The sequence below is a fragment of the Zafaria cholistanensis genome, assembly GCF_008580665.1.
In the GTDB taxonomy this organism is placed as follows: domain Bacteria; phylum Actinomycetota; class Actinomycetes; order Actinomycetales; family Micrococcaceae; genus Zafaria; species Zafaria cholistanensis.
On record NZ_BKDJ01000004.1, the window covers coordinates 208,853 to 230,183 of the forward strand.

Here is a 21,331-nt window from a genome sequence, read left to right on the forward strand (position 1 = left end):
GTACGGAGCCCCGCACGCCCCGGCACGAGTGGCGGATACTCGTTGTGGCCCCGCCACCACGCAGAGACGGGTACGTGTCTACGCAGGCGCACATGCCGCCGGTTTCCGCCGCACGCACAGCGGTTCCCCGGGAGCGCCCGTGGTGCGGTGGGCGTTCCCGGGGAACCGGTGGGGCCATAGAACAGCTGCGCATCAGCGGAACAGCTGCGCGTCAGCCGTTCTTCTGCGTGGCGTGGCGCGGCGCGGACAGGACGGAAAGGGCCTGGCGCAGGGCCGTCGAGGACGTCTGCATGGTGTACGGGAAATATTCGACCGTGACTCCGACCTCGGAGAAGCGCCGTTCAAGCTCGGTTCCCTTCGGCGTCCCCCGCCAGTCGTCGCCCTTGAAGAACACGTTGAAGCCCACCTCACGCCAGGTATCGAGCCTGTCCGCATGGGTTTCGGCAACGGCGGCATCGACGCATTCCAGTCCGCGGACGATCTCCAGCCGCTCCGGTAGGGGCACCACCGCGCGGATCCCCTTCGTTGCCTCGATCAGTTCGTCAGAAACGACGCCGGCAATGAGGTAGTCGCAGCGGCTCTTCGCGTTCCGCAGGAGGTTCAGGTGGCCTATGTGGAACAGGTCGTAGGCTCCGGCAGCATAACCAATCCGAATCGTCATGAAGTGTCTCCCTAACCAGTTGGGCAATCAGCGGAAGTCGGAGAGCTCGGAGCGCTCACCGATCCCAAGCTTTAGATAGATGCGGTACAGATGTCCTTCCACGGTGCGCTGGGAGAGCGTCAGCACCTTGGCGATTTGCCGGTTGCTGTTGCCTTCCGCAGCGAGGCGCACGATGTCCCGTTCGCGGGAGGTCAGCTCGCCATGGGACCTGGCCCGGAGCACGGTCCGGGAACACAGTGTCCCCAGCCCGCGGGTCAGCAGGTGCAGCCGGCGCAGGGTATGCCCCCCGAGCTTGTCCTCCCCCCGCTCCGCGTGCAGGAGGACGGCGTGGCCCAGCAGTTCCGCGGCCAGCGCCACTTCCCCCGCCTGCTCCGCCTCCCCGGCCGCGGTCTCCAACCGTCCCGGGTCGGTGGCATCGCCGATCAGGGCGATGCGGCCCAGGGTGCGGCTGCGCGGCCCCTCCAGCCCCTCCGCCGCCTCCCCCAGCAGGCGGAATGCGCCCTGGTCCGGCTTGCCGTCCTCGCGGAGGCAGGCCAGCGCGCGGATCTCCCGGTGCACCAGGGGCAGCCCTTTGGCCCGGGCCTCCCCCGCAAGCGAGCCCAGGGTTCCGGCCGGTTGCAGCGTGCCGCCGCGGTCCTCCCCCAGGGCCGTGCCGGCCGCGGCGGCAAAGGCCCGGGCCAGGAGCCACAGATCGTAGGGGCCGCGATAGGCAAGCACCGGCGGATGCACCGCGGCGCCCTCCCCGGACCCGGTTCCGGTCTCGGCGCGCAGCAGATCCAACAGGCCCGTCGCCAGGGGCAGCAGCTGCAACGGGTCCGCCAGCGAAAGGGCCGCAGTGCCTTCCCGCAACTCCTCGACCGCCTCGGCCAGCCGTCCCTGCCGCATATGCAGCAGGCCGCGCAGGGACTGCACGGTCCCCTGCCGCCGGACGGCCTCGCGCGGGTCGGAAGAAACGTGCCGGTCCAGGAACGCGGCGGCCTGCGCATACCGCCCCGCCTCGATGAGGCACAAGGCATGGCGCCCGATGACTTGGACGCAGTACCGGCTGCAGAGCGCGGGCTCTGCCTCCAGCGCCGCCCACGCCTCGGCGGCCACTGCCGCCGCGGAGTCGGTGCGGCCTGCCGTCCAGTGGACATCCGAAAGCAGCAGGGTGGAGAGCAACCGGATTTCGGCCGTGGCCCCCGGCATCCGCCGCAGCTCCTCAAGCCGCTGCCCGGCGTCGTTGGGCAGGGAGCCCTCGAGCCGCCGGGCCCAGAGGCGCAGGATGTCCAGGCCCGCCAGCAGGACGGGGCTGCCGGAGCCGCCCCCGGCCCCCGCGCGCGGGCCGGCGTCCCGGATGCGGCGTTCCCATGTGCCAGCCAGTTCCTCCAGGGCCGGCGCGGACGCCCCGGTCCTCCACGCGGCTAAGGCCGCCACCGCCAGGGCGGCCTGGAGCATGGCGTCGTCGTGGGGCCCCTCGAAGACCCGTTCGGCCGCCGACAGCGCGGACAGCGGCCGTCCCAGCCCCAGCATCGCCCGGGCGGTTTCGAGCGCGACGGCGTCATCGTCGCCCACCGCCTGGCACAGGTGCAGGGCCGTCAGGGGCTCCAGCGCGTCATTGGCCGCGGCCGCGGCGCATTTGAGGTCCTCCCGCGGCACCCGTTCGCCGCATTCGACCGCCCACAACACCTGGCGGTGGTTCGGCGCCGCCGCGGTTCCCGCGGCCGTGCGCCAACGCTGGAGCAGCCGGGCGCTTCGGCCCGGCGGCACCAGGACCCGCAGCACATCCGCATAGAGGTTGCTGGCGATCCGGATCTGGCCTCCCCGGTCCACGACGGCGGCGCCGGATTCCAGCAGCTCCTCCACGCCGCCGGCCGCGGCGGCCGCGAGCGTGGTGCGCGGCAGGGGCCCGGCGAGCGCCAGCAGTTCCATGGTTTCCTGCTGGGCGGTCCCCAGCCGGGCGTGCAGGCCGCGGACCAGGTCCCGCATTTCCGCATTGGGTTCGGGATCCGGGCGGGCAACAATCCATACCCCGCTGTTCTTGACCATCGCCCCCTGGTCCGCGGCGCACCTCAACCAGGCGCGCACCAGCAGCGGATTGCCGGCCGTGAGGGAGGTGACCACTTCGGCGGTGCCCGCGGAGACCTCCCCGCCGAGGACCTCGGCACAGAGCGTACGCACCTCCTCCACGTCCAGCGCTTCCAGTGCCAGCACGGGCAGCTGGCCCACCCCGAGCGCCGAATCCGCCGGCCCCTCGGCCGAATCGGTGCCCGCGCCCAGGGCCAGCATGCGCACCGTGGACGTCTGCACCAGCTGGGACAGCACGAAGCGGCTGGCCGGATCGAGGAAGTGGGCATCGTCCACCACGAGCAGGGGCTTGCCGCACCCTGCCCCTTCGCCCCCCGCTGCCTTGCGCGGCAGCACGTCGACGAGTTCGCGCAGGACCGCCATGACGTCGGCGGTGTCCTGGACGGACCCCAAGTAAGGCGCCAGCGCCCCGAAGCGGACCGTGGAGAGGGTGGCACTCGGATGGATGCGTACCGTGTTCGGGACAGGATCCAGGGACGACAGGGCGAGCGAGGCCAATGCCGTCTTGCCCATTCCGGCGGCCCCCACCACGACGGCGCCCGGGGCGGACTCGTCGCCGAGGATCCCCGTCAGGCGGGTCAGAACCTCCTGCCGGCCCACCAGCAGGCCGTCGCGCGGGGCACTCATGCCACGACCCCGTCGTTGGCCGGCTGGCTGAGCAGCCGGGCGAGCTCGGTCCGGCTGCGCACGTTCAGCTTTGAATACACCTGGTACAGGTGCCCTTCCACCGTGCGGACGGACACTCCTCCGCGCTTGGCGATTTCGGCGTTGCTGAGGCCTTCGACGACGTTGGAGGCAACTTGGCGCTCCCGGCGCGTCAGGACAGCCAGGTGCGCGCACAAGTCCTCGGGTCCGGGATCGGTTCCGCTGGCGTCGCCGTACGCGCTGCCCGGCGCCGTCCGGTCGTACCCGGTCCGTGCCAGGTGGCGGGTGAGGTTGCGGATTTCCCCCGCCGACAGGAAGGAATACAGCCGGTTTCCGGTTTCCTCGGCAAACATCCGGTAGCCCATGGACGCGATCCGCTCCAGTGCCGCTTCCACGCCCTGCCCATCCTCTCCGGTGACCGCGTCCACCAGCCGGCGCAGTTCCCCGGCCAGCGGCCCCTGGACCCGGTCCAGCACCGCGGACAGCCTGCCCGCAGCGGCGAACTCACCGAGCCTGAGCGCTGCGGCCAGCGTGTGCGCTTCCAGCAGCGTCCACCCGGATCCCGCCATGGAGTCGGCCAGGGCCATCAGCCGGTTGCAGGCCGCGTGGGCCGAATGAAGGTTGGCGACCGTCAGCGCGCTGAAGAACTCTGCCGCCCAGGCCAGGACGGGATGTCCGGCGGCGAGCCCGTCGCGCAGCCCGACCAGCAGTTCGGCCGCTTCCTGCAGCCGGTCCTGGTCGGCCAGGCAGTGCGCGGCGAGCGCCGCCAGCGCGGCCCGCTGGTCGGGCGGCCCCCAGGCCTCCAACTGGCGCAACGCGGGCATGGCCTGCTGCAGGGCGGCCCCGGTGTCCGCGCCCAGTGCCGAGAGGGAGCCCAACACCAGTGCGGCGGCCGCCGCACCATCGGGTCCGGCGTCGGCTTCGTCCTGCAGGGCCCGGGCCAGTTGGGCCGTGGTGTCCCATTCCCCGAGCGCGAGGAATACCGTCATCAGGGCGTCGGCTACGATGCCCATCCGTTCGGGTGGAAGGACTTCGTCAAGGACCCCCGCCGCGCGGTGGGAAAGGATGTCCTGTACCAGCAGCCGCGCCGTTTCCGCGGCCTCCTGTTGGCGTTCGCCCAAGGCCCATTCCCTGGCCCGGCAGGCCTGTTCGGCGATCCGCAGGCCGTCGTCGGGCCAGCGGCGGGCGGAGAGCCGAAGGCCGGCGGCCTCCTCCTCCCCGCCACCGGCGGCGGGCGCGGGGCGGGTGCGGCCCTCCGGCGGCCCCGCTTTGAAGGCGAGGTCGGCGGCCAGCAGCCGCACTTCATCGAGCGTTTCGGGGGGCACGCCCTGCTGGCACGCCCCGGATTCAAGGCGGTCCAGCAGGACGTGCACCATGCGCAGGGCCTCGCGGCCGCGTCCCGCGCAGCGCAGCGCCTGCACCTCGGTGCGCAGCAGGTCGGCACGGACCTGCGGCGCCTCGTGCCACAGGAGTTCGGGCAGGTCCCCCGTTTCCCTCCGCTCCTGCAGGAAAGCGGCGGCCGCCGGGGCGTTGCCGGCATCCAGCATCTCCCGGGCGGTGTCCGCCATGAGCCGGACGGCCGAAAACGGTTCCGGCTCCTCATCCCGGACCATCTCCGCCAGCAGGCGCTGCTGGCCCTCGTCCAGCACCGCGCACAGCACGTGGCGCACCATGGCGTTCGCCGGTTCGACCCGCCCCGGATCGTGCCGGCTGCGCACCACGTGCCCGGCCCCGTGGAGGGTATCGAGCGCGGGGGCGAACCCGGCGGCGTTCAAGGCTGCCACCGACGTTTCCCCCCGCACCGCCAGCACGTCCAGCAGCAAACGCTCGCGTTCGCCCAGGCCTGCCAGCCGGGCGCGGATCCGCGCCGCAAAGTGTCCGTCCAGCGGCAGGGCCCCCGGCGCCAGGATCCAGTGCCCCTCCACGAGCCGCAGCTTGCCGTCGGCCACGCAGTCCCGGGCCAGCAGCCGCAGGCCCTCAAGGTTGCCTTCGCTGGCCCGCCACAGTCGGGCCGACGCCGCGTGGGACAGTGACGCGCCCAGGTCGGCCGCGAGAACCTCCCCCGCCTCGGCCGGTGTCAGCGGCCCGAGCTCCAGCCGGGCCATCCCGCCGCTGCGCACCAGGCCGGCAATGTCCGCCGGTACGTCCTCAATGCGTTCGCAGACCGGCACCAGCGAGATCGACCCCTGGGCGGCCAGCTGGGCCAGGGCGTTGCAGGACGCCGCATCGATCAGTGCGGTGTTCTCCAGCACCACCACCGGACGCCCCCCGGAGGCGGCAAACACCTCCCCCATGCCGCGCAACACCCCCTGGGCCGAAGCCAGCAGGGCCGGGTCGACGCCGGACACCAGGAACATCAACGCCCCGTACGGGATGCCGCTGGCGAACTCAGTCCCCGAGACGCTCAAGCGCCGGGTTGTTGGCGGCAGGGTGGCCAGTGCCTCTTCGAGGGCCGTCCGCCGGCCGCTGCCGGGCAGGCCGAGCAGAAGCGCGCCCGCGGAGGCGCGGTCGCGCAGCGCCGCGGAGAGCTCCTCCGCGACACCGGCCCGGTTTACCCGCGCAGAAACCATCCCCGTTCGGGGGCCCGGCCCGTCCTTCCCCAAGGCTGCCAGAAAACCCGATGGAATCGTGCTGATCCGAACCGTGCTGCTCCCAAGGTGCGGCAAAGTCATGTTCTTCCCCCAAGTCCATGCCCGCGACACTCCGGGTACCCCAATAGCCCCGGGGATTGCGGGAATTCCTCATATGCTAGGCGCGGAAATGAGCAAGGGCATCAGTAGCGTTGCCCCTGGTCCACTCGTCTTCCCCCCATCTACTTAAGTGATTTACAGCCGGGACGCGGTCAGCGTCCCGTGGGACCGGGCACCGCCAGTTCCCCCCGGCGCGATACCCCCAGCCGTGCATAGATCTGGTACAGGTGGCTTTCCACCGTGCGCACGGACAGGCCCAGCGCGTCGGCGATCTCCCGGTTGCTGCTGCCTGCGGCAACCAGTTGGGCGATGTCCCTTTGCCTGCCGGTCAGCCCGGCAAAGGGATCCCGCGGCGGCCCGCCGGCGCGTGCCCGGTGGTCCATGCCTGCCACATGACTCGGCCTGGCCGCGGACGCGTGGCCGCCGGGCGGTGTCCGTACGGCGGCCCCGCCGGGGCTCCGGCGCCCCGGGGTCGGGAGACCGTACCCCCGGTCCCCCATTTCCGAACGCGGAACGCCCGCCGCGGCGGCCTCAGCGTACGCGTGCTCCGCCAGGGGCCCATGTCCCAGTGCCTCCAGTGTCCGGGCGGCCGCCAAAAGCCCCGCTCCGTCCGGGCTGGCCCGCTGCCCCCCGGGAGCCGCCAGCGCCGCCGCGAGGGCCCGGCAGGCCGCGGCGAACCTTCCGTCGGCCCGCCCGGCCGCGTCGGCCAGCAGGGGTACCGCCTCAGTGCTTCCCATCTGCACCGCCGCGGCCAGGACCAGCAGCTCCAGGGAGGTCCGTCCGGCGTCACGGTCCTCGGCGGCGCGGCACAGCAACAGCCTGAGACCCGGATCCGTGGCGCCGAGCAGGGCCTCGGCACATGTGGCCGCCAGTTCGGTGCCGCGTCGGACCAGCCAGGCGGAAGGCTGCTGCTCCAGGTCCGCCAGCTCCCGCAGGCGCTCCCGGGCCAGGACCTCGCGGCCCTGTGCCGCCAGTGTCCGGGCCGAACCGGCCAGGGCCAGCGGCAGCAGGCCGCAGGGATCATTGACCCGCAACTGGTGGATCTCCCGTTCCAGCCCCTCGCCCCGGCCCGCGAGGCAGGTCCTGAGGACTTCCGCCAGCCCGTCCGCGCGCCGGCCCGGTACCCCTGCGCCGGGCGGCGCCGTTCCCGCCCAGCGCAGGGGACCCGCGGGGTCGGTCCCTTCCGCCCAGTCGCCGGACACGGCGCAGGCGTTGAGGAGGTGCCGCCGCGCGTTCCCGCGCACGCCGGCGCGGCCGGACGGGGAGCGGGGCTGGAGCATCAGTTCGCGGCCGAGTTCGAGCCCGTCATGCACCCGGCCGCACATCACCTCCGCCTCGGCCACCAGGGCCTGCCACAGCAGCCGGGCCTCCGGCGGAAAGTCGGGACGGTCGTGCGGCAGTGCGGCCACCTCGGCATGCCGGCCCGTTCCCACGGCCAATTCCAGTTCCAGCAGTTCGGCCTCGGCCGTGAGCCCCCGGAGCCGGCGGTGCCCGGCGGCGCCCGGTTCCGCGTCCGCAGCTTTCCCCAGCGTTTCCCGCACCCGGGCCAGCAGCACGGCTGCGCACTCCCCCGTTGCGGGACCGTCCCCGTGGACTCCCCGAAGGGCTTGCGCCCTGGCCCCGGCCAACCCCAGCTCGGCCCATTCGGCCACGGCGGCGGCAGCCGCTTCCCCCGGTCCGTGCGCCGGCGCGGGACCCCACGCGAACGCCACGGTCTCCCAGGCTTCCTCGGCCCGGCCGCCGGCAGCCAGCCCCAGTGCCTCAACGGTGGCGAAGGCCGGCGTTCCGGCCAGGTCCCTGGCCATGTCGAGGTAGGCCAAGGCGCTGCGCGGCTCTCCGTCACCGAGCAGCTCCCGGGCTGCGGCCAATGCCTCTGCCGGGTCGGGAGCGGCGCCTGCGGCGTGCTTCCAGTCGACCAGTTCGCGCGGCGGAATCCCGGCGTCCGGGCCCAGCTTCTCCTGCAGCAGGCGCAGGAGTTCGCGCGAACGCCCCGGCGGGATGAGCGAGGCGATGGTCCGGGCCGAGAGCGTGCCGCGCAGCCGCGGAGTCCTGATGGGAGCCGGACCGGGATCGAGCAGACCCGATTCGTGCGCGTGGTCCACATCGGCCGGATCCGCCACCTGCAGCAGCGCATGCAGCGGAATCCTGCCCGCCAGGGCCACCAGGACCACCACCGTGCGCGGCCCGGGCGGGAGCGCATCCAAAATGTCACGCCATTCGCGGCGAGCACGCTCGCCCACCGGCGCCGGGCCCGCCGCCAGGACCCACGTTCCCGAACTGTTCACCAGATGGCCCAGCTCCAGCCAATCCCCGGCGATTGCGGCCAGCCACCGCCGGTTTCCGGCGCTCGCTTCCCACAGGGCAGCCACCGCCTCGGGGCTGGCATCCGAGCCGCAGCGGGCGGCAATCTCCGCGGCGGTTTCCTGCGGTGTCAGCGGCTGCGGACGAAAGCGCTCCAAGTGGGCCACCCGGCACAACCGGTGGGGGGCATTGGGCGCGTGCCCGCGGCAGACCGCGAGTAGCGACAGGACACCGGCGAGGGCCAGGTTGGCAAGAAGCGAGACCGCTTCCGGCCCGGGCCTGCCGCAGTCGGGCACGTAGGCCACCACGGGCAGGCCGCCGGATTCGCGCGCCAGCAGGCCGCGGACGGCGTTCATGGCCTTGGGCCCCTCGGCCAGGTCCCCCGGTTCCAGCGCGCCACCCAGGCGGCCCAGGTCCCCAAGGCCCCCCGGCGGCGGCGCCCCCGCAGCGGAAGCCCCTGCGGCATGGGTGTCCGCGGGGGCGTCAACGAGCACCACGTGCGCCATGCCGCGCACCCCTTGGAGCGCCTGGTGCGCGAGTTCGTCCTGGCCGGTGCCGAGGTCCCCCTCGATTACCGCTCCGCTGCCCTGGCGCAGGGCATGAAGGATCCCCTCCACGGCGTCCCCGGCCGGCGCAAGCCCCTCCTTGTCGGTTTTGAAGCCAAGCGGGGCCGCGCCAATGGCACGGTCCTGCCCCGAATCACCTTTCCCACGTACCACAGTTGCACCTATCCCCCACAGTAGGTTTGCCTGGGGGGTTCCCCACAGATGCACCCCCAGATCGCCGAGTCTAGGGGCGGATCGGCCCGCGCGCCAGAGGGGTCGGTCAACCCGCACCTAAAGGGTGCGGCGCCCGGCACCACCGGCCGCCGCGTCTTCCCGACCCGCGCCTGACTTGGGCGGGGCTCAAACCGCTAGTCTTCGGCGACTTCCGCGGCGTCCATCCAGGCCTCCTCAAGGCCGGCCTGCTCCGCCTCGACCGCCTGCAGTTTCGCGTTCAGGTCGCCAAGTTCATCGAGCTTCATCGCCCCGGATGCGGCCGCCATCTGGGCGTGCAGCTTCTCCGCCTGCTGGGCCAGCTTGGCCAGCTGGCGGTCGATCCGGTTGATCTCCTTGCGTGCTTCACGCTTCTGGGCCTCCGAGTACCCGGAAACCGCCGCTTCCCCGGGATCGCCGCCGGGCAAGCCGCCCGACTTGGCGGCGGGGCCGGTCTTCGCGGCCTGCCCGGGGGTCCCGGCCAGGCCTTCGCGCAGTTCGAGGTACTGGTCCACGCCGCCGGGCAGGCCGCGCAGCTTCCCGTCGCCAAGCAGCGCCAGCTGGTGGTCGGTCACGCGTTCGAGCAGGTAACGGTCGTGGGAGACCACCACCAGCGTGCCCGGCCAGCCGTCCAGCAGGTCCTCTACGGCGGCGAGCGTGTCCGTGTCCAGGTCGTTGGTGGGTTCGTCAAGCATCAGTACGTTGGGTTCGCCCACCAGCAGGCGCAGCAGCTGCAGGCGGCGGCGCTCGCCGCCGGAGAGTTCCCTGACGGTGGTCCACTGCTTCTCGTTGGTGAACCCGAGCTGCTCCACCAGCTGGCCGGCGGAGACCTCCTTACCGCCGACCTGGAAAACGTTGCGCTCGTCCTTGATGACCTCGATTACCCGGCGGTCCGCCACCTCGTCGAGTTCGCGCACCTCCTGGGTCAACACGGCCGTCTTGACCGTCTTACCGCGCTTGATCCTCCCGGACGTCGGGGCGATCTCTCCGTTGAGCAGGCGCAACAGCGTCGACTTGCCGGCTCCGTTGACCCCGACCAGGCCGAGCCGCTCCCCCGGGGCCAGGCGAAGGGTGATGTCGTTGAACAGGGGCGCCCCGGTGCCGAACGCCAGGCTCACGTGCTCCAGGTCCAGCACGTCCTTGCCCAGCCGGGCCGTGGCCAGCTTGGACAGGGCCACGGAGTCGCGCGGGGCGGGCACGTCGGAGATCAGCTGGTTGGCGGCCTCGATGCGGAACTTGGGCTTGGAGGTGCGGGCGGGGGCGCCGCGGCGCAGCCAGGCGAGCTCCTTCTTGACCAGCTGCTGGCGCTTGCCCTCGGCCACGCTGGCCGAGCGGTCGCGTTCGGCGCGGGCCAGGACGTAGGCGGCGTATCCGCCGTCGAACGGGTCCACGACGCCGTCGTGGACCTCCCAGGTGCGCGTGCAGATCTCGTCGAGGAACCAGCGGTCGTGGGTGACCACCAGCAGGCCGGCCTCGTTGGCGCGCCAGCGCTGCTTCAGGTGCCGCGCGAGCCAGGCGACGCCCTCGACGTCCAGGTGGTTGGTGGGTTCGTCGAGCATGATCACGTCGGCGTCGCCAATCAGCAGCTTGGCCAGGGCCACGCGGCGGCGCTGGCCGCCGGAGAGGCTGCTGACGCGGGCGTGCCAGTCGACCTCGCCGACCAGGCCGCCCATGACGTCGCGGACCTTGGGGTTGGCGGCCCATTCGTGGTCCGCGGCGTCGCCGACGATCGCCTGGCCGACCTCGAGGTCGCCGTCGAGCACGTCCTGCTGGTCAAGGTAGCCGACCACCACGTCGCCGCGCTTGGTCACGCGGCCGGAGTCCGGGTCCTGCCGCTGGGCCAGCAGGCGCATGAGCGTGGACTTGCCGTCTCCGTTGCGGCCAACCATTCCGATGCGGTCGCCGTCCTCCAGGCCCAGGCTGACGCCGTCGAGCACGGTTCGGGTTCCGAAGGCGACGGAGACGTTCTCCGCGCCGAGCAGGTGGGCCATGGTGTTCCAATCGATGGGGGTCAGGACGCGGGCCGGGCGGCACCGGGGCGGCGGGAGCCGCGCTAGAGGATGCGTGCCCCGTGGACGGGGCCGTGGACGGGGAAGGCGTCGACGCCGGCCTCGTCCTGGAGTTGGGTGGCCAGTTGGCTGGCGTGCTCGCCGTCGCGGACCAGCATGGCCACGGTCGGGCCGGACCCGGAAACGAGTTCGGCCAGCGCGCCGGCGCGGTCGCCCATCTCCAGCACCGGCCCCAGCTCGGGCGCCAGTGCCAGCGCGGCCGGGGTCAGGTCGTTGGCGGCCAGGTCGGCCACCCGGCCCAGGTCCCCGACGACCAGCGCCTGTACCAGTTCCGGGTCGACCTCCTCCGGGGCGGGCACGTCCACCCCGTGGCGCAGCGTGTCCAGCATGGCGTAGACCTTCGGGGTGGAGAGTCCGTAGCTGGCGGGCACCAGGACCCAGTCGCTGCGCCCGCGCAGCAGCAGCGGAAACAGCTCATCACCCACGCCCAGGCCGACGGCGGCTCCTCCGGACAGCGCGAACGGCACGTCCGCCCCGAGCCGGGCCCCGAGGCGGCCCAGCTCCTCGCGCGTCAGGCCGGTGCCCCAGAGGGCATTGCAGGCCACCAGCGCGGCCGCCGCGTCCGCTGAGCCGCCGCCCATGCCGCCGGCGACCGGCACGCGCTTGGTGATGTCCAGGTGGACGCCGGCGACGTGGCCGGTGTGCTCGGCGAGCAGGCGCGCCGCCCGGACCACCAGGTTGTCCTCCCCGAGCGGGAAGTCCTCCGGGTCCACCACGGAGGTGGAGGCCGGGTTCAGCGACACAGTGATCTCGTTGTCCGTGCGCGCGCTGGCGGCGACGTCCTCGTAGAGGGAGACGGCCAGGTAAAGGCTGGCGACCGAATGGTAGCCGTCCTCGCGGGGCGGTCCGACCCGGAAGTACACGTTGATCTTGCCCGGGGCGCGGGCCACGACCGAACGCATCAGGCGCCCCCGAAGCCGGAGCCGGCCTCCGGCGCCGTGGCCTCCGCGGCCGGCTCCCCCACCGGGGCGCCCGAGGCATGGGCGGCGGCGATGCGGGCGAACTCCTCGATGCCGAGCCTTTCCCCGCGTGCCTGCGGGTCCACGCCCGCGGCCACGAGGGCTGCCTCCGCCTGCGCGGCCCCGCCGGCCCAGCCAGCCAGGGCGGCCCGCAGGGTCTTGCGGCGCTGGGCGAACGCGGCGTCGATGACGGCGAACACCTGCTCGCGGGTTGCCGTGGTGGCGGGAGGCTCGTGGCGCTCAAACCCGACCAGGCCGGAATGGATCTTGGGGGCGGGCCAGAAGACATTCATGCCGATCACGCCCGCCTTGCGCATGGTGGAATACCAGGCCGCCTTGACCGAGGGCACGCCGTAGGTCTTGCTTCCCGGGCCGGCGGCAAGCCGGTCGGCCACCTCGTCCTGGACCATGACCAGGCCGTGGCGAAGGCTCGGGAAGTGTTCCAGCAGGTGCAGGACCACCGGGACGGCGACGTTGTAGGGCAGGTTGGCCACGAGCGCGGTGGGCGCGTGCGGCAGGTCCATCACCTTCATCGCATCGGAGAGGACCACGTCCAGCCGGTCGGCCCGCTCCGGGCGGAACTCGCGCACGGTCTGCGGCAGCCGGGCGGCCAGCTTGGGGTCGATCTCCACGGCGACCACGCGCCGGGCCGCATCGAGCAGGCCCAGCGTCAGCGACCCGAGTCCCGGCCCAACCTCCAGCACCGTCTCCTCCGGATCCAGGCGCGCGGCCGCGACAATGCGGCGGATGGTGTTGCCGTCGATCACGAAGTTCTGCCCCAGCGTCTTGGTGGGCCGAACGTCCAACTCCCCGGCGAGGCGTCGGATATCGGCGGCGCCCAGCAGCGGGGCGGGGGTGTTCGGGGCTTCAGTCACGAATCAATTCTAGTTGAGCGGACCCCCCGGCTTGGCCGGTGCGCCGCAGCGGAGTACGCACCGTGCGCCTGTGCCGGGAGCGGCCGGAAAAATCCGGCCGCTCCCGGCACAGGCGCACGGCATGGGGCACTGCAGCCCCGGATGCGGGGCGGCCGCGCCCCTGGCGGAGGCACCTAACCCAGGTTCTAGCGCAGGCCCAGCTTCGCGGAGCAGGAGGGCCAGTGGCCCCAGCCGCCATTGGCGCGCAGCTTCTCCGCGGCGGCAACCTGCTCCGCAGGAGTGGCCTGGTGCGGGTACGGGGCGTACTTGGTGCCGCCCACGCCCTGCCAGCTGCTCAGGCTGAACTGGAGTCCGCCGTAGTAGCCGTTGCCGGTGTTGATGGCCCAGTTTCCACCGGATTCGCACTTGGCCAGCGCGGCCCAGGCGCCGGAGACGCCACCCGCGCCGGCGGTGGTCCCGCCGCCGGAGCTGGAGGAGGCAGCCTGCTTGGTGCCGACCGCAATCCTGGCATCCTTGGCCTCGGTGAGGACCTCGGTCTTCACCAGCTCGGTGGATACGGCCTTGCCGTCCTTGACCACGACCTTGTAGGTGAGCTTGCGCTCGCCGTCCTTGCCCTCGGAAAGGACCTTGGTGGTGCCCTTGGCCAGCTTGGGGTCCTTGACCTTGGTGGTGCCGGCGGCGATGGACTCGGTCTCGGTTTTGGTCTTGGTCTCGACCCGCACGACCTTCAGCTTCAGGCCGTCGACCACCTCGTCGCCGGTCTTGGCGGAGAGTTCGTCCTCCTTGCCGACGGTGATGTCCGCCTCGGCCAGCAGGTCGGCCACGGTGGCGGCGGTGGTGGAGAGCTTGCGGTCCTTGCCGTCAACGGCAATGCGCACCTCCTTGGGGGTGGTGATCTCCAGCGGGGTCTTCAGCGAGACCAGCTCAAGCTGGCCGGCCGCAGACACCTCGGAGCCCCCGGCAACCTCCAGCTGCGCCAGGACGTCGGCCACGGTCAGCCCGGTGGTGTGCACGACGCGGTCCACGCCGTCGATGGAGACGGACACCTGCTTGGAGCGGTTCACCTCGATGGAGGAACCGTTCGAGACTCCGGCTTCAAGCGCCGGGGTGACTTCGTCCTCGGGGGCGACCGTGATGTCGGAGGCGGCGAGGACGTCGGCGACCGTGGAGCCGAAGGTCTGGACGCTTCGCGTCTGCCCATCGACGGTCACTGCGATGGTCTTGTTGGCCCCGACAAAGGAGACGAGGCCCAGGACCAGGGCGGTCAGGACGGTGGCTTGGGCGCCGATTTTCACCCAGCGGTTCTTGAAGGCATGCAGCACGGGAATCCAAACTTTGCGTTGACCCGGGCACGGGGATGCGTCATGGGAGGGGAACCCCGACGGGTCTCACGCGGGATGCTCCCATGCTGGCGTCATTGCTGGCACAGGCCGGGGCAGCCGGACTGCGGCGGACCGCCCGAACCGGACGTCCCGCCGCGAGGCTGGCCTCGGCTTGATACCCGGAAACCTTCCCCGATCCCGGCTACTAGCCCCCAACCGTAACCGTTCTGTAATAAATAGACAAGCCCAGGTCCCAAAATCCGCGAGATTCCGGGGAAGGATAGATGCCTTTCCGTGACCTTTCCGTTGCCCGAACGTAGCCCGGGTGCTCCCCCGGACCCCGCCCGGATCCGGCTCGCGGGCGGGGTCCGGGAGGGCTAGAACTCCCCGTAGACCCTGCGGGTGGTGGCGCCGATCCGCGCGCACAGCGTGTCCAGGTCCTCCTGCAGGACCTCCGCCATCGACCGCACCGTGTACGGGATGAGGTAGGACGCGTTGGGCCGGCCGCGATAGGGGTGGGGTGTGAGGAACGGCGCATCCGTTTCCACCATGACCAGGTCCGGGTCCGCCACGGCGAGCGCCTCGCGCAGGTCCTGCGCGTTCTTGAAGGTCGCGGTCCCGGAAAAGGACATGTGCCACCCGTGGCGGTTGCAGATCCGGGCCAGCTCGGCGTCCCCGGAGAAGCAGTGGAAGACCACGTGCTCCGGCAGTTGCTCGGATTCCAGGATCCGGACAATGTCCGCGTGGGCATCCCGGTCGTGGATCTGCAGGGCCTTGCCGCGGGTGCGGGCAATCTCGATGTGGCGGCGGAAGGAAAGCTCCTGCACGCCCGCCCCCTCGGGACCGGTGCGGAAGTAGTCCAGGCCGGTTTCGCCCACGGCGCGCACGCGCGGGTGGGCCGCCAGCCGGTCGATTTCCTCCAGCGCCGCCTCCAGCCCGCCCCGTGCCGCATACCGCGGCGCATCGTTGGGGTGGAGCGCCACGGCGGCCAGCACGCGCGGGTCGGACGCGGCGGCCTCGACCGCAAAACGCGAGGACTCGACGTCGCACCCGACCTGCACGACGCCGGAGACCCCTACGGCGTTGGCCGCGTCCAGGGCATCGGAGACGTCCACGGCGACCAGCCCGTCGCGGAAGTCCAGGTGGGTGTGGTTGTCCGGGACGGGCACCGCGAGCGGCTCGGGAGCGGGCGGATAGTCAAGGTTGCGCTTCCGGCCGCCGTCGCGCGGGTCGCGGGCGGCGGACGGTGCCGCGCCGGCGTCGGCCCCTTCAACGGGGCGTTCGTAGGCAGGAGGCGTCAGTCCGGGGACGGCCGCGGGCGCATGGGCGGAAACCCCGCCCGATCCGTGGCACATGCGAGAGGTCCTTTCGTGGTCTACGGGAACCCACCAAGGGTACCGCCGCGCCGGCTACCCGGGCCGGAGGGGCAAATCGCGTGGTCCCCGCCCCGCCAATCGCAGGTAGTCTGGAACCACCCGACACGGGTGCAGCACCGCCACACGCACTTCCCACCCCGCACTTCCCCAAGGAACCGGGAGGACGCATGGAATCCACCGCCGGGACCGCGCCGCAGACCGCCCGGGACTCCGCCGGAGGGCGCGCCCCAGGACAGCACGCCGGGCAGTTCGCCGCCGGGCCGGAGACAGCCGAGTTCGAGCGCGCCTGCCGCGGGATCCTCGACGCGGTGGCCACGGTGATTGACGGTAAGGAAGCGGTGGCCCGGACCGCCCTGACGGTGCTGCTCGCCCAGGGCCACCTGCTGCTCGAGGACGTCCCGGGGGTGGGCAAGACGATGCTGGCCAAGACACTGGCCCGCACCGTGGACTGCAGCGTCAGCCGTATCCAGTTCACCCCGGACCTGCTGCCCTCCGATGTCACCGGGGTCTCCGTCTACAACCAGGACACGCACTCCTTCGAGTTCCGGCCGGGACCGGTGTTCGCCAACATCGTCATCGCGGATGAGATCAACCGGGCCTCGGCCAAGACGCAGTCGGCCCTGCTGGAATGCATGGAAGAGCACCAGGTGTCCGTGGACGGGGCCACGTGGCGGCTGGAGGACCCCTTCATGGTGGTCGCCACGCAGAACCCGGTCGAGCTGGAGGGGACCTTCCTGCTGCCGGAAGCCCAGCGGGACCGCTTCATGGCGCGGGTCTCCATGGGCTATCCGGACACCAGGGCCGAGCTGGCAATGCTGGAGGCGCACCAGTCGGGCTCCCCGCTGGAGGCGGTTCGCCCGGTGGTGGGCGCCGCCGGGCTCCTGGACCTGGCCGCGGCCGTGCGCTCGGTGTTCGCCGCGGACCCGGTCAAGGAGTATGTGGTGGCCCTGGGGCAGGCCACCCGCGCGCACCCGGATATCAGGCTGGGCGCCAGCCCCCGGGCGCTGCTCCAGCTGCTGCGCGCGGCCAAGGCGGAGGCGGCCCTGAACGGGCGGGGCTTCGTGCTGCCGGACGACGTCGCCGCTGTGGCCCCCGCCGTCCTGGCCCACCGGCTGGTGCTGCACCGCCGGGCGGAGGCCGCGGGGACCACGGGCGAGGAGCTGGTGGCGGCCCTGCTGGCCCGGATCCCCGTGCGTCCCGGGGCCCGCGGCTGACGGGGCCAAAAGTGGCGGCGCTGCGTTTCCTGACTGCCCGGGGCTGGTCACTGCTGGCGTGCGGGGCGGGGACTCTGGTGCTGGCGTGGCTGCTGGGCCGGCGGGAACTGCTCAACGTGGCGGTGTTCCTGGTGTCGGCTCCCCTGGTGGCTGCCGCGGTGCTGCGCGTGGGCCTTCCCAGGCTGCAGGTGCGCCGTTCCTTTACCCCGCAGGCCGTCGCCGGACGGGAGTGCATGGTGGTGGTGGAGGTCGCGCCCCCTTCCGCGGTTCCCGGACAGGGTCCCTTTCCCCGGCCGGCGCGCCGGGGGTCACGCGGTCCGCTCCGGTTGACCGAAACGCTGCCTCCAGGATCCGGTCCGCCCCCTTCCGGCACCACCCCGGTGCCGGGAACCTTCCGGTACTGGCTGCGGCCGCCGCGCCGCGGCCTGTACGCGGTGGGGCCGCTGACGGTCGAATCGACCGATCCGTTTGGGCTGGCGCGGCGGACCGTGGCCCTCGGGGAGCCTTCCCCCCTGACCGTCTTGGGCCCGCTTCCCCGGGTGGATGCGGGCCAGCTGCCGGGCCTGCGCGGCGGGATGGAGGGAACCGCGGCCCGCGGAACGGCGTCCGCGGACAGCGACGACGCCGCCACGCGCGAATACCGGGAAGGGGACCCGATGCGCCGCGTCCACTGGGCCACCACGGCCCGCCGGGGCCGGCTGATGGTCCGCCAGGAACAGCCGCGGGCCCCGCGCCGGGCCACCCTGGTGCTGGACCGCAGCGCCGCCGCCTTCACCCCCGGCTCCGCCCCGTCCAGCCGGCCGGAACCGGTCGGCCATTTCACCGGCGCCCCCGGGACCACCACCGCATGCTTCGACTGGGTGGTCGCTGCCGCGGCCGGCATCGGTGCCAGCCTGTCCATGCTCGGGTATGCGGTGGAACTGCTGGACCGGTACGGCGGTCCCCTGGCGGCTTCCTCCCCCAGCGCCCCCGACCCGGGCCGGGCGGTGTTCAACGGCGCCGGAGCCGGGGCCGAGCTGCGGCACGTCCTGGCCGCCGTTGGCCTCGAGGCCGACCGGGGACATCCTCCCGTGCGCGGTCCGGACGGAGGCGGCGGGCGGGGCGGAGGCGGGCAGGGCGGAGGCGGGCCGGTGGTGCTGCTCACGGGGCGGCTCGACGGCGCCGCGGCCCGCGCCTGGGTGGCCGCCCTGGGCCCCAACCGGGCGGTCAGCGCGCTGCTGGCCGACGGCCTGCCCGAAGGTTCGGCGGCCGCGGTACGGATCTTTCGGGAAAACGGCTGGAGGGCGGCGGCGGCCCCGCCGTCCCTCCCGCTGGAGCAGGCCTGGCTGGCCCTGGACATGGGCCCCGTCCCGCCTGACCAGGCCCGCCCAGACCCAACCCGACCCGCCCAGGCCAGACCTGCCCCGCCCCGCCCCAACCCGACCCGTCCGCGAAACGGCGCACATCCGGGGCAGGACCGGTGAGCCGCCCCACGGCCACGGCCGCGTCCCGCACCCCGGGAGGAAAGGGACCCGCCGCCGGTCCCCCGGAGCCCCTGCGGGCAGGCCGCCCGGGCCGGGCCCCGGCAGGGGCCCGGTGGTGGGCCCGGTTGTGGGCTGAGGCCCGGCGCGGCGCGGCGGCAATGCTGGCGCTGCTCTGTGCCGCCACCAGCCTCTCCGGGGTGCTGGCGGGGTGGGAGTGGCTGGGTCCCGCGGCGGTGTGCGTGGGTGCCACGCTCGCCGCGTCCGCGGCCGCACGGGCGGCCAGGGCGCCGGTGCCGGTGCCCACCCTGGCGGGGATGTTTGGCCTGTGCCTGGCCGCGACCCCGCTCTTCTTCCCCGGCACGGGATGGTGGGGCGTGGTGCCGGACGGAACGACACTGCGCCTGGCCCTGGACCTGGCCGTGGAGGCCAACCGGACCGCCGCCGCGGACACGGCCCCGGTGTCGTCCGAGCGTCCGGTGGTGTTCATGACCTGCCTGCTGCTGGGCCTGGCCGCACTGATGGTGGACCTGGTGGCATTCGGGCTGTTCCTGCCCACCCTGGCGGCGGTCCCGCTGGTGGCCGTGCTCGGCGCCAGCTCGGTGGCCAAGGCCTCCGGGGCCGGACTGGTTCCCCTGGCCGCCACTGCGGCAGCGTTCCTGCTGCTGCTGGGCGCCGCCCGTCCGCCGGAGGAGGCCGGGCAGCCGGAGGAGGCCGGGCAGCCGGAGGAGGCCGGGCAGCCGCCCCGCACGCCACCCCACCCGCCGCCGGGCGGGCCGGAAGAGGGCGCGCCGGAACAGGGCGGACCGGAACGGGGCGGGACCATGCGGACCGGAGCAGCAGGATCCGGAGCGGCAGGATCCGGAGCGGCAGGATCCGGAGCAGTGCGCGGTGCCGGAATCATCGCCGCTTCACTGGCCGCCATGCTGCTGGTTCCCCCGCTGCTGCCCGGGTTCAGCACCGGATTGTTCCCGGAAGGGACCCGCCTGAACGCCCTGGGCCGGCAAACAGGGGTCAGCACGCTGCTGGACCTGGGCAACAACCTGCGCACCGGCCGCGGTCCGGCTCCGGTTTCCTACTACACGAACTCCAAGGTGCCGCTGTACCTGCGCACCGCCGTCATCGGCAACCTGGACGCCGCCCGCTGGATGCCCGATGACGAGCCGGCCGGCCGTTCCGTGGTCCCCGGCGGTTCCGGGCACCTGCCGCCCGGCCCGGGGGAACCGCTCCCCCCCGGAGGCACCGTCACCCGGGTGGCCACCGGGGAGTACCACAGTCCGTGGCTGCCCTTGCCGGTGGGGGCACGTTCGGTGGCCGGGGTTGAGGGACGGTGGGGCTGGTCCCCGGCCACCTCGACCCTGCACGCCCTGGCGGGCACCTCCAGCTCCCACCAGGCCTACCGGGTGGTCTCCGCGTCCGCTCCGGTCACCGCCGACCGCCTGGAACGCAGCGGTCAGGGCCGATTGGGCGGGACCGCCCCCCAGTACTCCCGGGTCCCAGCCGGGTTGCCGCGGATCGTGGAGGAGACCGCATCCCGCGTGGCGTCCGATGCGGACGCCGCCACGCCTTACGAGCAGGCCGTTGCCCTGCAGAACCACCTCCGCGGCTCCGCCTACACCTACTCGGAGCAGACCCCGCTGGAGCAGGGGTACGACGGCGGTGGCCTGGAGGTTGTGGGGGCCTTCCTGGAGCAGCGCAGCGGCTACTGCGTGCACTACGCCTCGGCGATGGCACTGATGGCGCGGACCCTGGGCATCCCGAGCAGGATCGCCGTCGGCTACGCCCCGGGCCAGAAGACCCCGCAGACCCGGGAGGAACCCGACGGAACCGTGCTGACGGGGTACGTGCTCGGCGCCCGGAACGCGCATGCCTGGCCCGAACTGCACTTCCCGGGGGTGGGGTGGGTCCCGTTCGAACCCACCCCGGGGCGCGGAGCGGTGCCGGAGTACGCTCCGGCCCCGGCTCCCGCCGACCCCGCCCTGGGGGACTTCCCGGTGTCCCTGCCGGAGCTGGAGCCGAGCGCCGGGGCTCCGGATCCCTCCCCCGGGGTCCCCGGCTCCCCGGCAACGGCTGCGGCGGAACCGCCCGCGCCCTCGGCCCTGCCGTGGCTTGGCGCAGCCCTGGCCGGGGCCACCGTCCTTCTCCTGCCGTGGCTGCTTCGCCGGGGACAGCGCCGCCGGCGGCTGCGCCTGGTGGGCGGGGCGGAACCAGCGGACGGGGCGGGACCAGTGGGCGGGGCGGGACCAGTGGGCGGGGCGGGCCGAGTGAGAGGGGCGGGCGGGGTGCGCCGGGTGGGCCGGGGCCGGCCGCGGCAGGGCCCGGTGCCCGCTCCCGTCAGGTGGCAATCCGGCACGGAGGCCGCCTGGCAGGAACTGGTGGCGCTTGGGCGGGACCACGGGCGCGGTCCGCGCCCCACCGAGAGCCCCGCCGCCTTCACCGGGCGCCTGGCATCCGCCGTCCCGCAGGCCGCCGGTGCGCTGGACCTGCTGCGCCGGGCCCAGGAGTCCGCCGCCTACGACCGGCCCACGGCCGCCCCTCCGGCCCCGGGGCAGAGCCTGGTGCGGGCCCTGGCGGAGGTGGACACGGCCCTGCGCCTGGCCGCGCCGCCTGTGGCGCGGATGCGTGCCCGCTGGTTTCCGGCGTCGTGCCTTGCCCTTCCGGCGCGCCGTTCCCGCGCGGGCGGGAACGGTCCCCGGGAGGCGGTCCCCGGGAAGACGGGCAGGGCCCGGTTCCACCGTGGTGGAACCGGGCCCTGAGGGGCCTTTCGCGGTGCGGTCCGTTACGGTGTGGTCCGTTACGGTGCGGCCCCTTTGGGGGTTGGGTGTTACTGGGCCGCGTAGGGGTCGTTGATGCCGATGTACTGCACGGTGGTGTATTCGTCCAGGCCCTCGGCGCCGCCTTCGCGGCCCAGGCCGGAGTGCTTCACGCCGCCGAACG

Annotated in this window: 13 protein-coding genes; 3 read left to right on the top strand and 10 right to left on the bottom strand. The window is 73.2% G+C overall.

Annotation, left to right across the window (positions count from 1 at the left end; genetic code table 11):
* Window positions 1-211: 211 nt before the first annotated feature.
* The 9 genes from NCCP_RS05900 to NCCP_RS05940 form a co-directional block, all read right to left on the bottom strand.
* The gene (locus tag NCCP_RS05900; protein ID WP_149956306.1) at window positions 212-661 is read right to left on the bottom strand and encodes an FAD synthase family protein; all 450 of its coding nucleotides are present in this window, start codon (window positions 659-661) and stop codon (window positions 212-214) included.
* A gap of 27 nt (window positions 662-688) precedes the next feature.
* Window positions 689-3,355 (bottom strand): LuxR family transcriptional regulator, encoded by a 2,667-nt coding sequence (locus NCCP_RS05905; protein ID WP_149956307.1) that lies wholly within the window; start codon window positions 3,353-3,355, stop codon window positions 689-691.
* Entirely contained in the window at window positions 3,352-5,943 is a 2,592-nt protein-coding gene (locus NCCP_RS05910) for a helix-turn-helix transcriptional regulator (RefSeq protein ID WP_149956308.1), read from the bottom strand. Before NCCP_RS05910 ends, NCCP_RS05905 begins: the two co-directional genes overlap by 4 nt.
* 272 nt (window positions 5,944-6,215) lie before the next feature.
* Window positions 6,216-9,083 (bottom strand): helix-turn-helix transcriptional regulator, encoded by a 2,868-nt coding sequence (locus NCCP_RS05915; RefSeq protein ID WP_149956309.1) that lies wholly within the window; start codon window positions 9,081-9,083, stop codon window positions 6,216-6,218.
* A 194-nt stretch (window positions 9,084-9,277) separates the two neighbouring features.
* Window positions 9,278-11,110, bottom strand: a complete 1,833-nt coding sequence (locus NCCP_RS05920; protein ID WP_149956310.1) for an ABC-F family ATP-binding cassette domain-containing protein — start codon at window positions 11,108-11,110, stop codon at window positions 9,278-9,280.
* A 62-nt stretch (window positions 11,111-11,172) separates the two neighbouring features.
* Entirely contained in the window at window positions 11,173-12,090 is a 918-nt protein-coding gene (locus NCCP_RS05925) for a 4-(cytidine 5'-diphospho)-2-C-methyl-D-erythritol kinase (protein ID WP_149956311.1), read from the bottom strand.
* Window positions 12,090-13,022 (bottom strand): 16S rRNA (adenine(1518)-N(6)/adenine(1519)-N(6))-dimethyltransferase RsmA, encoded by a 933-nt coding sequence (rsmA, locus tag NCCP_RS05930; protein WP_149956312.1) that lies wholly within the window; start codon window positions 13,020-13,022, stop codon window positions 12,090-12,092. The genes NCCP_RS05925 and rsmA overlap by 1 nt, the downstream gene beginning before the upstream one ends.
* A 185-nt stretch (window positions 13,023-13,207) precedes the next feature.
* The gene (locus NCCP_RS15515) at window positions 13,208-14,344 is read right to left on the bottom strand and encodes a resuscitation-promoting factor (protein ID WP_149956313.1); all 1,137 of its coding nucleotides are present in this window, start codon (window positions 14,342-14,344) and stop codon (window positions 13,208-13,210) included.
* A 377-nt stretch (window positions 14,345-14,721) separates the two neighbouring features.
* The gene (locus tag NCCP_RS05940) at window positions 14,722-15,699 is read right to left on the bottom strand and encodes a TatD family hydrolase (RefSeq protein ID WP_149956314.1); all 978 of its coding nucleotides are present in this window, start codon (window positions 15,697-15,699) and stop codon (window positions 14,722-14,724) included.
* Between the two features lie 188 nt (window positions 15,700-15,887).
* Between NCCP_RS05940 and NCCP_RS05945 the strand changes: the two genes are divergently transcribed.
* From NCCP_RS05945 to NCCP_RS15430, 3 genes are read left to right on the top strand one after another with little or no spacing between them, the layout of a single operon-like run.
* Window positions 15,888-16,934 carry an AAA family ATPase gene (locus NCCP_RS05945; protein ID WP_149956315.1) on the top strand — a complete coding sequence of 349 codons (1,047 nt, stop codon included), beginning with the start codon at window positions 15,888-15,890 and terminating at the stop codon, window positions 16,932-16,934.
* A gap of 11 nt (window positions 16,935-16,945) precedes the next feature.
* Window positions 16,946-18,397, top strand: coding sequence for a DUF58 domain-containing protein (locus tag NCCP_RS05950; RefSeq protein ID WP_149956316.1), 1,452 nt, complete (start codon window positions 16,946-16,948; stop codon window positions 18,395-18,397).
* The gene (locus NCCP_RS15430; RefSeq protein ID WP_149956317.1) at window positions 18,394-21,150 is read left to right on the top strand and encodes a transglutaminase TgpA family protein; all 2,757 of its coding nucleotides are present in this window, start codon (window positions 18,394-18,396) and stop codon (window positions 21,148-21,150) included. The genes NCCP_RS05950 and NCCP_RS15430 overlap by 4 nt, the downstream gene beginning before the upstream one ends.
* 68 nt (window positions 21,151-21,218) lie before the next feature.
* Here the strand turns inward: NCCP_RS15430 and NCCP_RS05960 are convergent.
* A partial coding sequence (locus tag NCCP_RS05960; protein ID WP_149956318.1) for an aldehyde dehydrogenase family protein occupies window positions 21,219-21,331 on the bottom strand: 113 nt, incomplete at its 5' end.

What these genes read in the sequence shown, in the direction of transcription:
- NCCP_RS05900 (WP_149956306.1), bottom strand. Translation starts at nt 661, where the DNA reads ATGACGATTCGGATTGGTTATGCTGCCGGAGCCTACGACCTGTTCCAC.
- NCCP_RS05905 (WP_149956307.1), bottom strand. Translation starts at nt 3,355, where the DNA reads ATGAGTGCCCCGCGCGACGGCCTGCTGGTGGGCCGGCAGGAGGTTCTG.
- NCCP_RS05910 (WP_149956308.1), bottom strand. Translation starts at nt 5,943, where the DNA reads ATGGTTTCTGCGCGGGTAAACCGGGCCGGTGTCGCGGAGGAGCTCTCC.
- NCCP_RS05920 (WP_149956310.1), bottom strand. Translation starts at nt 11,110, where the DNA reads ATGGCCCACCTGCTCGGCGCGGAGAACGTCTCCGTCGCCTTCGGAACC.
- NCCP_RS05925 (WP_149956311.1), bottom strand. Translation starts at nt 12,090, where the DNA reads ATGCGTTCGGTCGTGGCCCGCGCCCCGGGCAAGATCAACGTGTACTTC.
- NCCP_RS05940 (WP_149956314.1), bottom strand. Translation starts at nt 15,699, where the DNA reads ATGTGCCACGGATCGGGCGGGGTTTCCGCCCATGCGCCCGCGGCCGTC.
- NCCP_RS05945 (WP_149956315.1), top strand. Translation starts at nt 15,888, where the DNA reads ATGGAATCCACCGCCGGGACCGCGCCGCAGACCGCCCGGGACTCCGCC.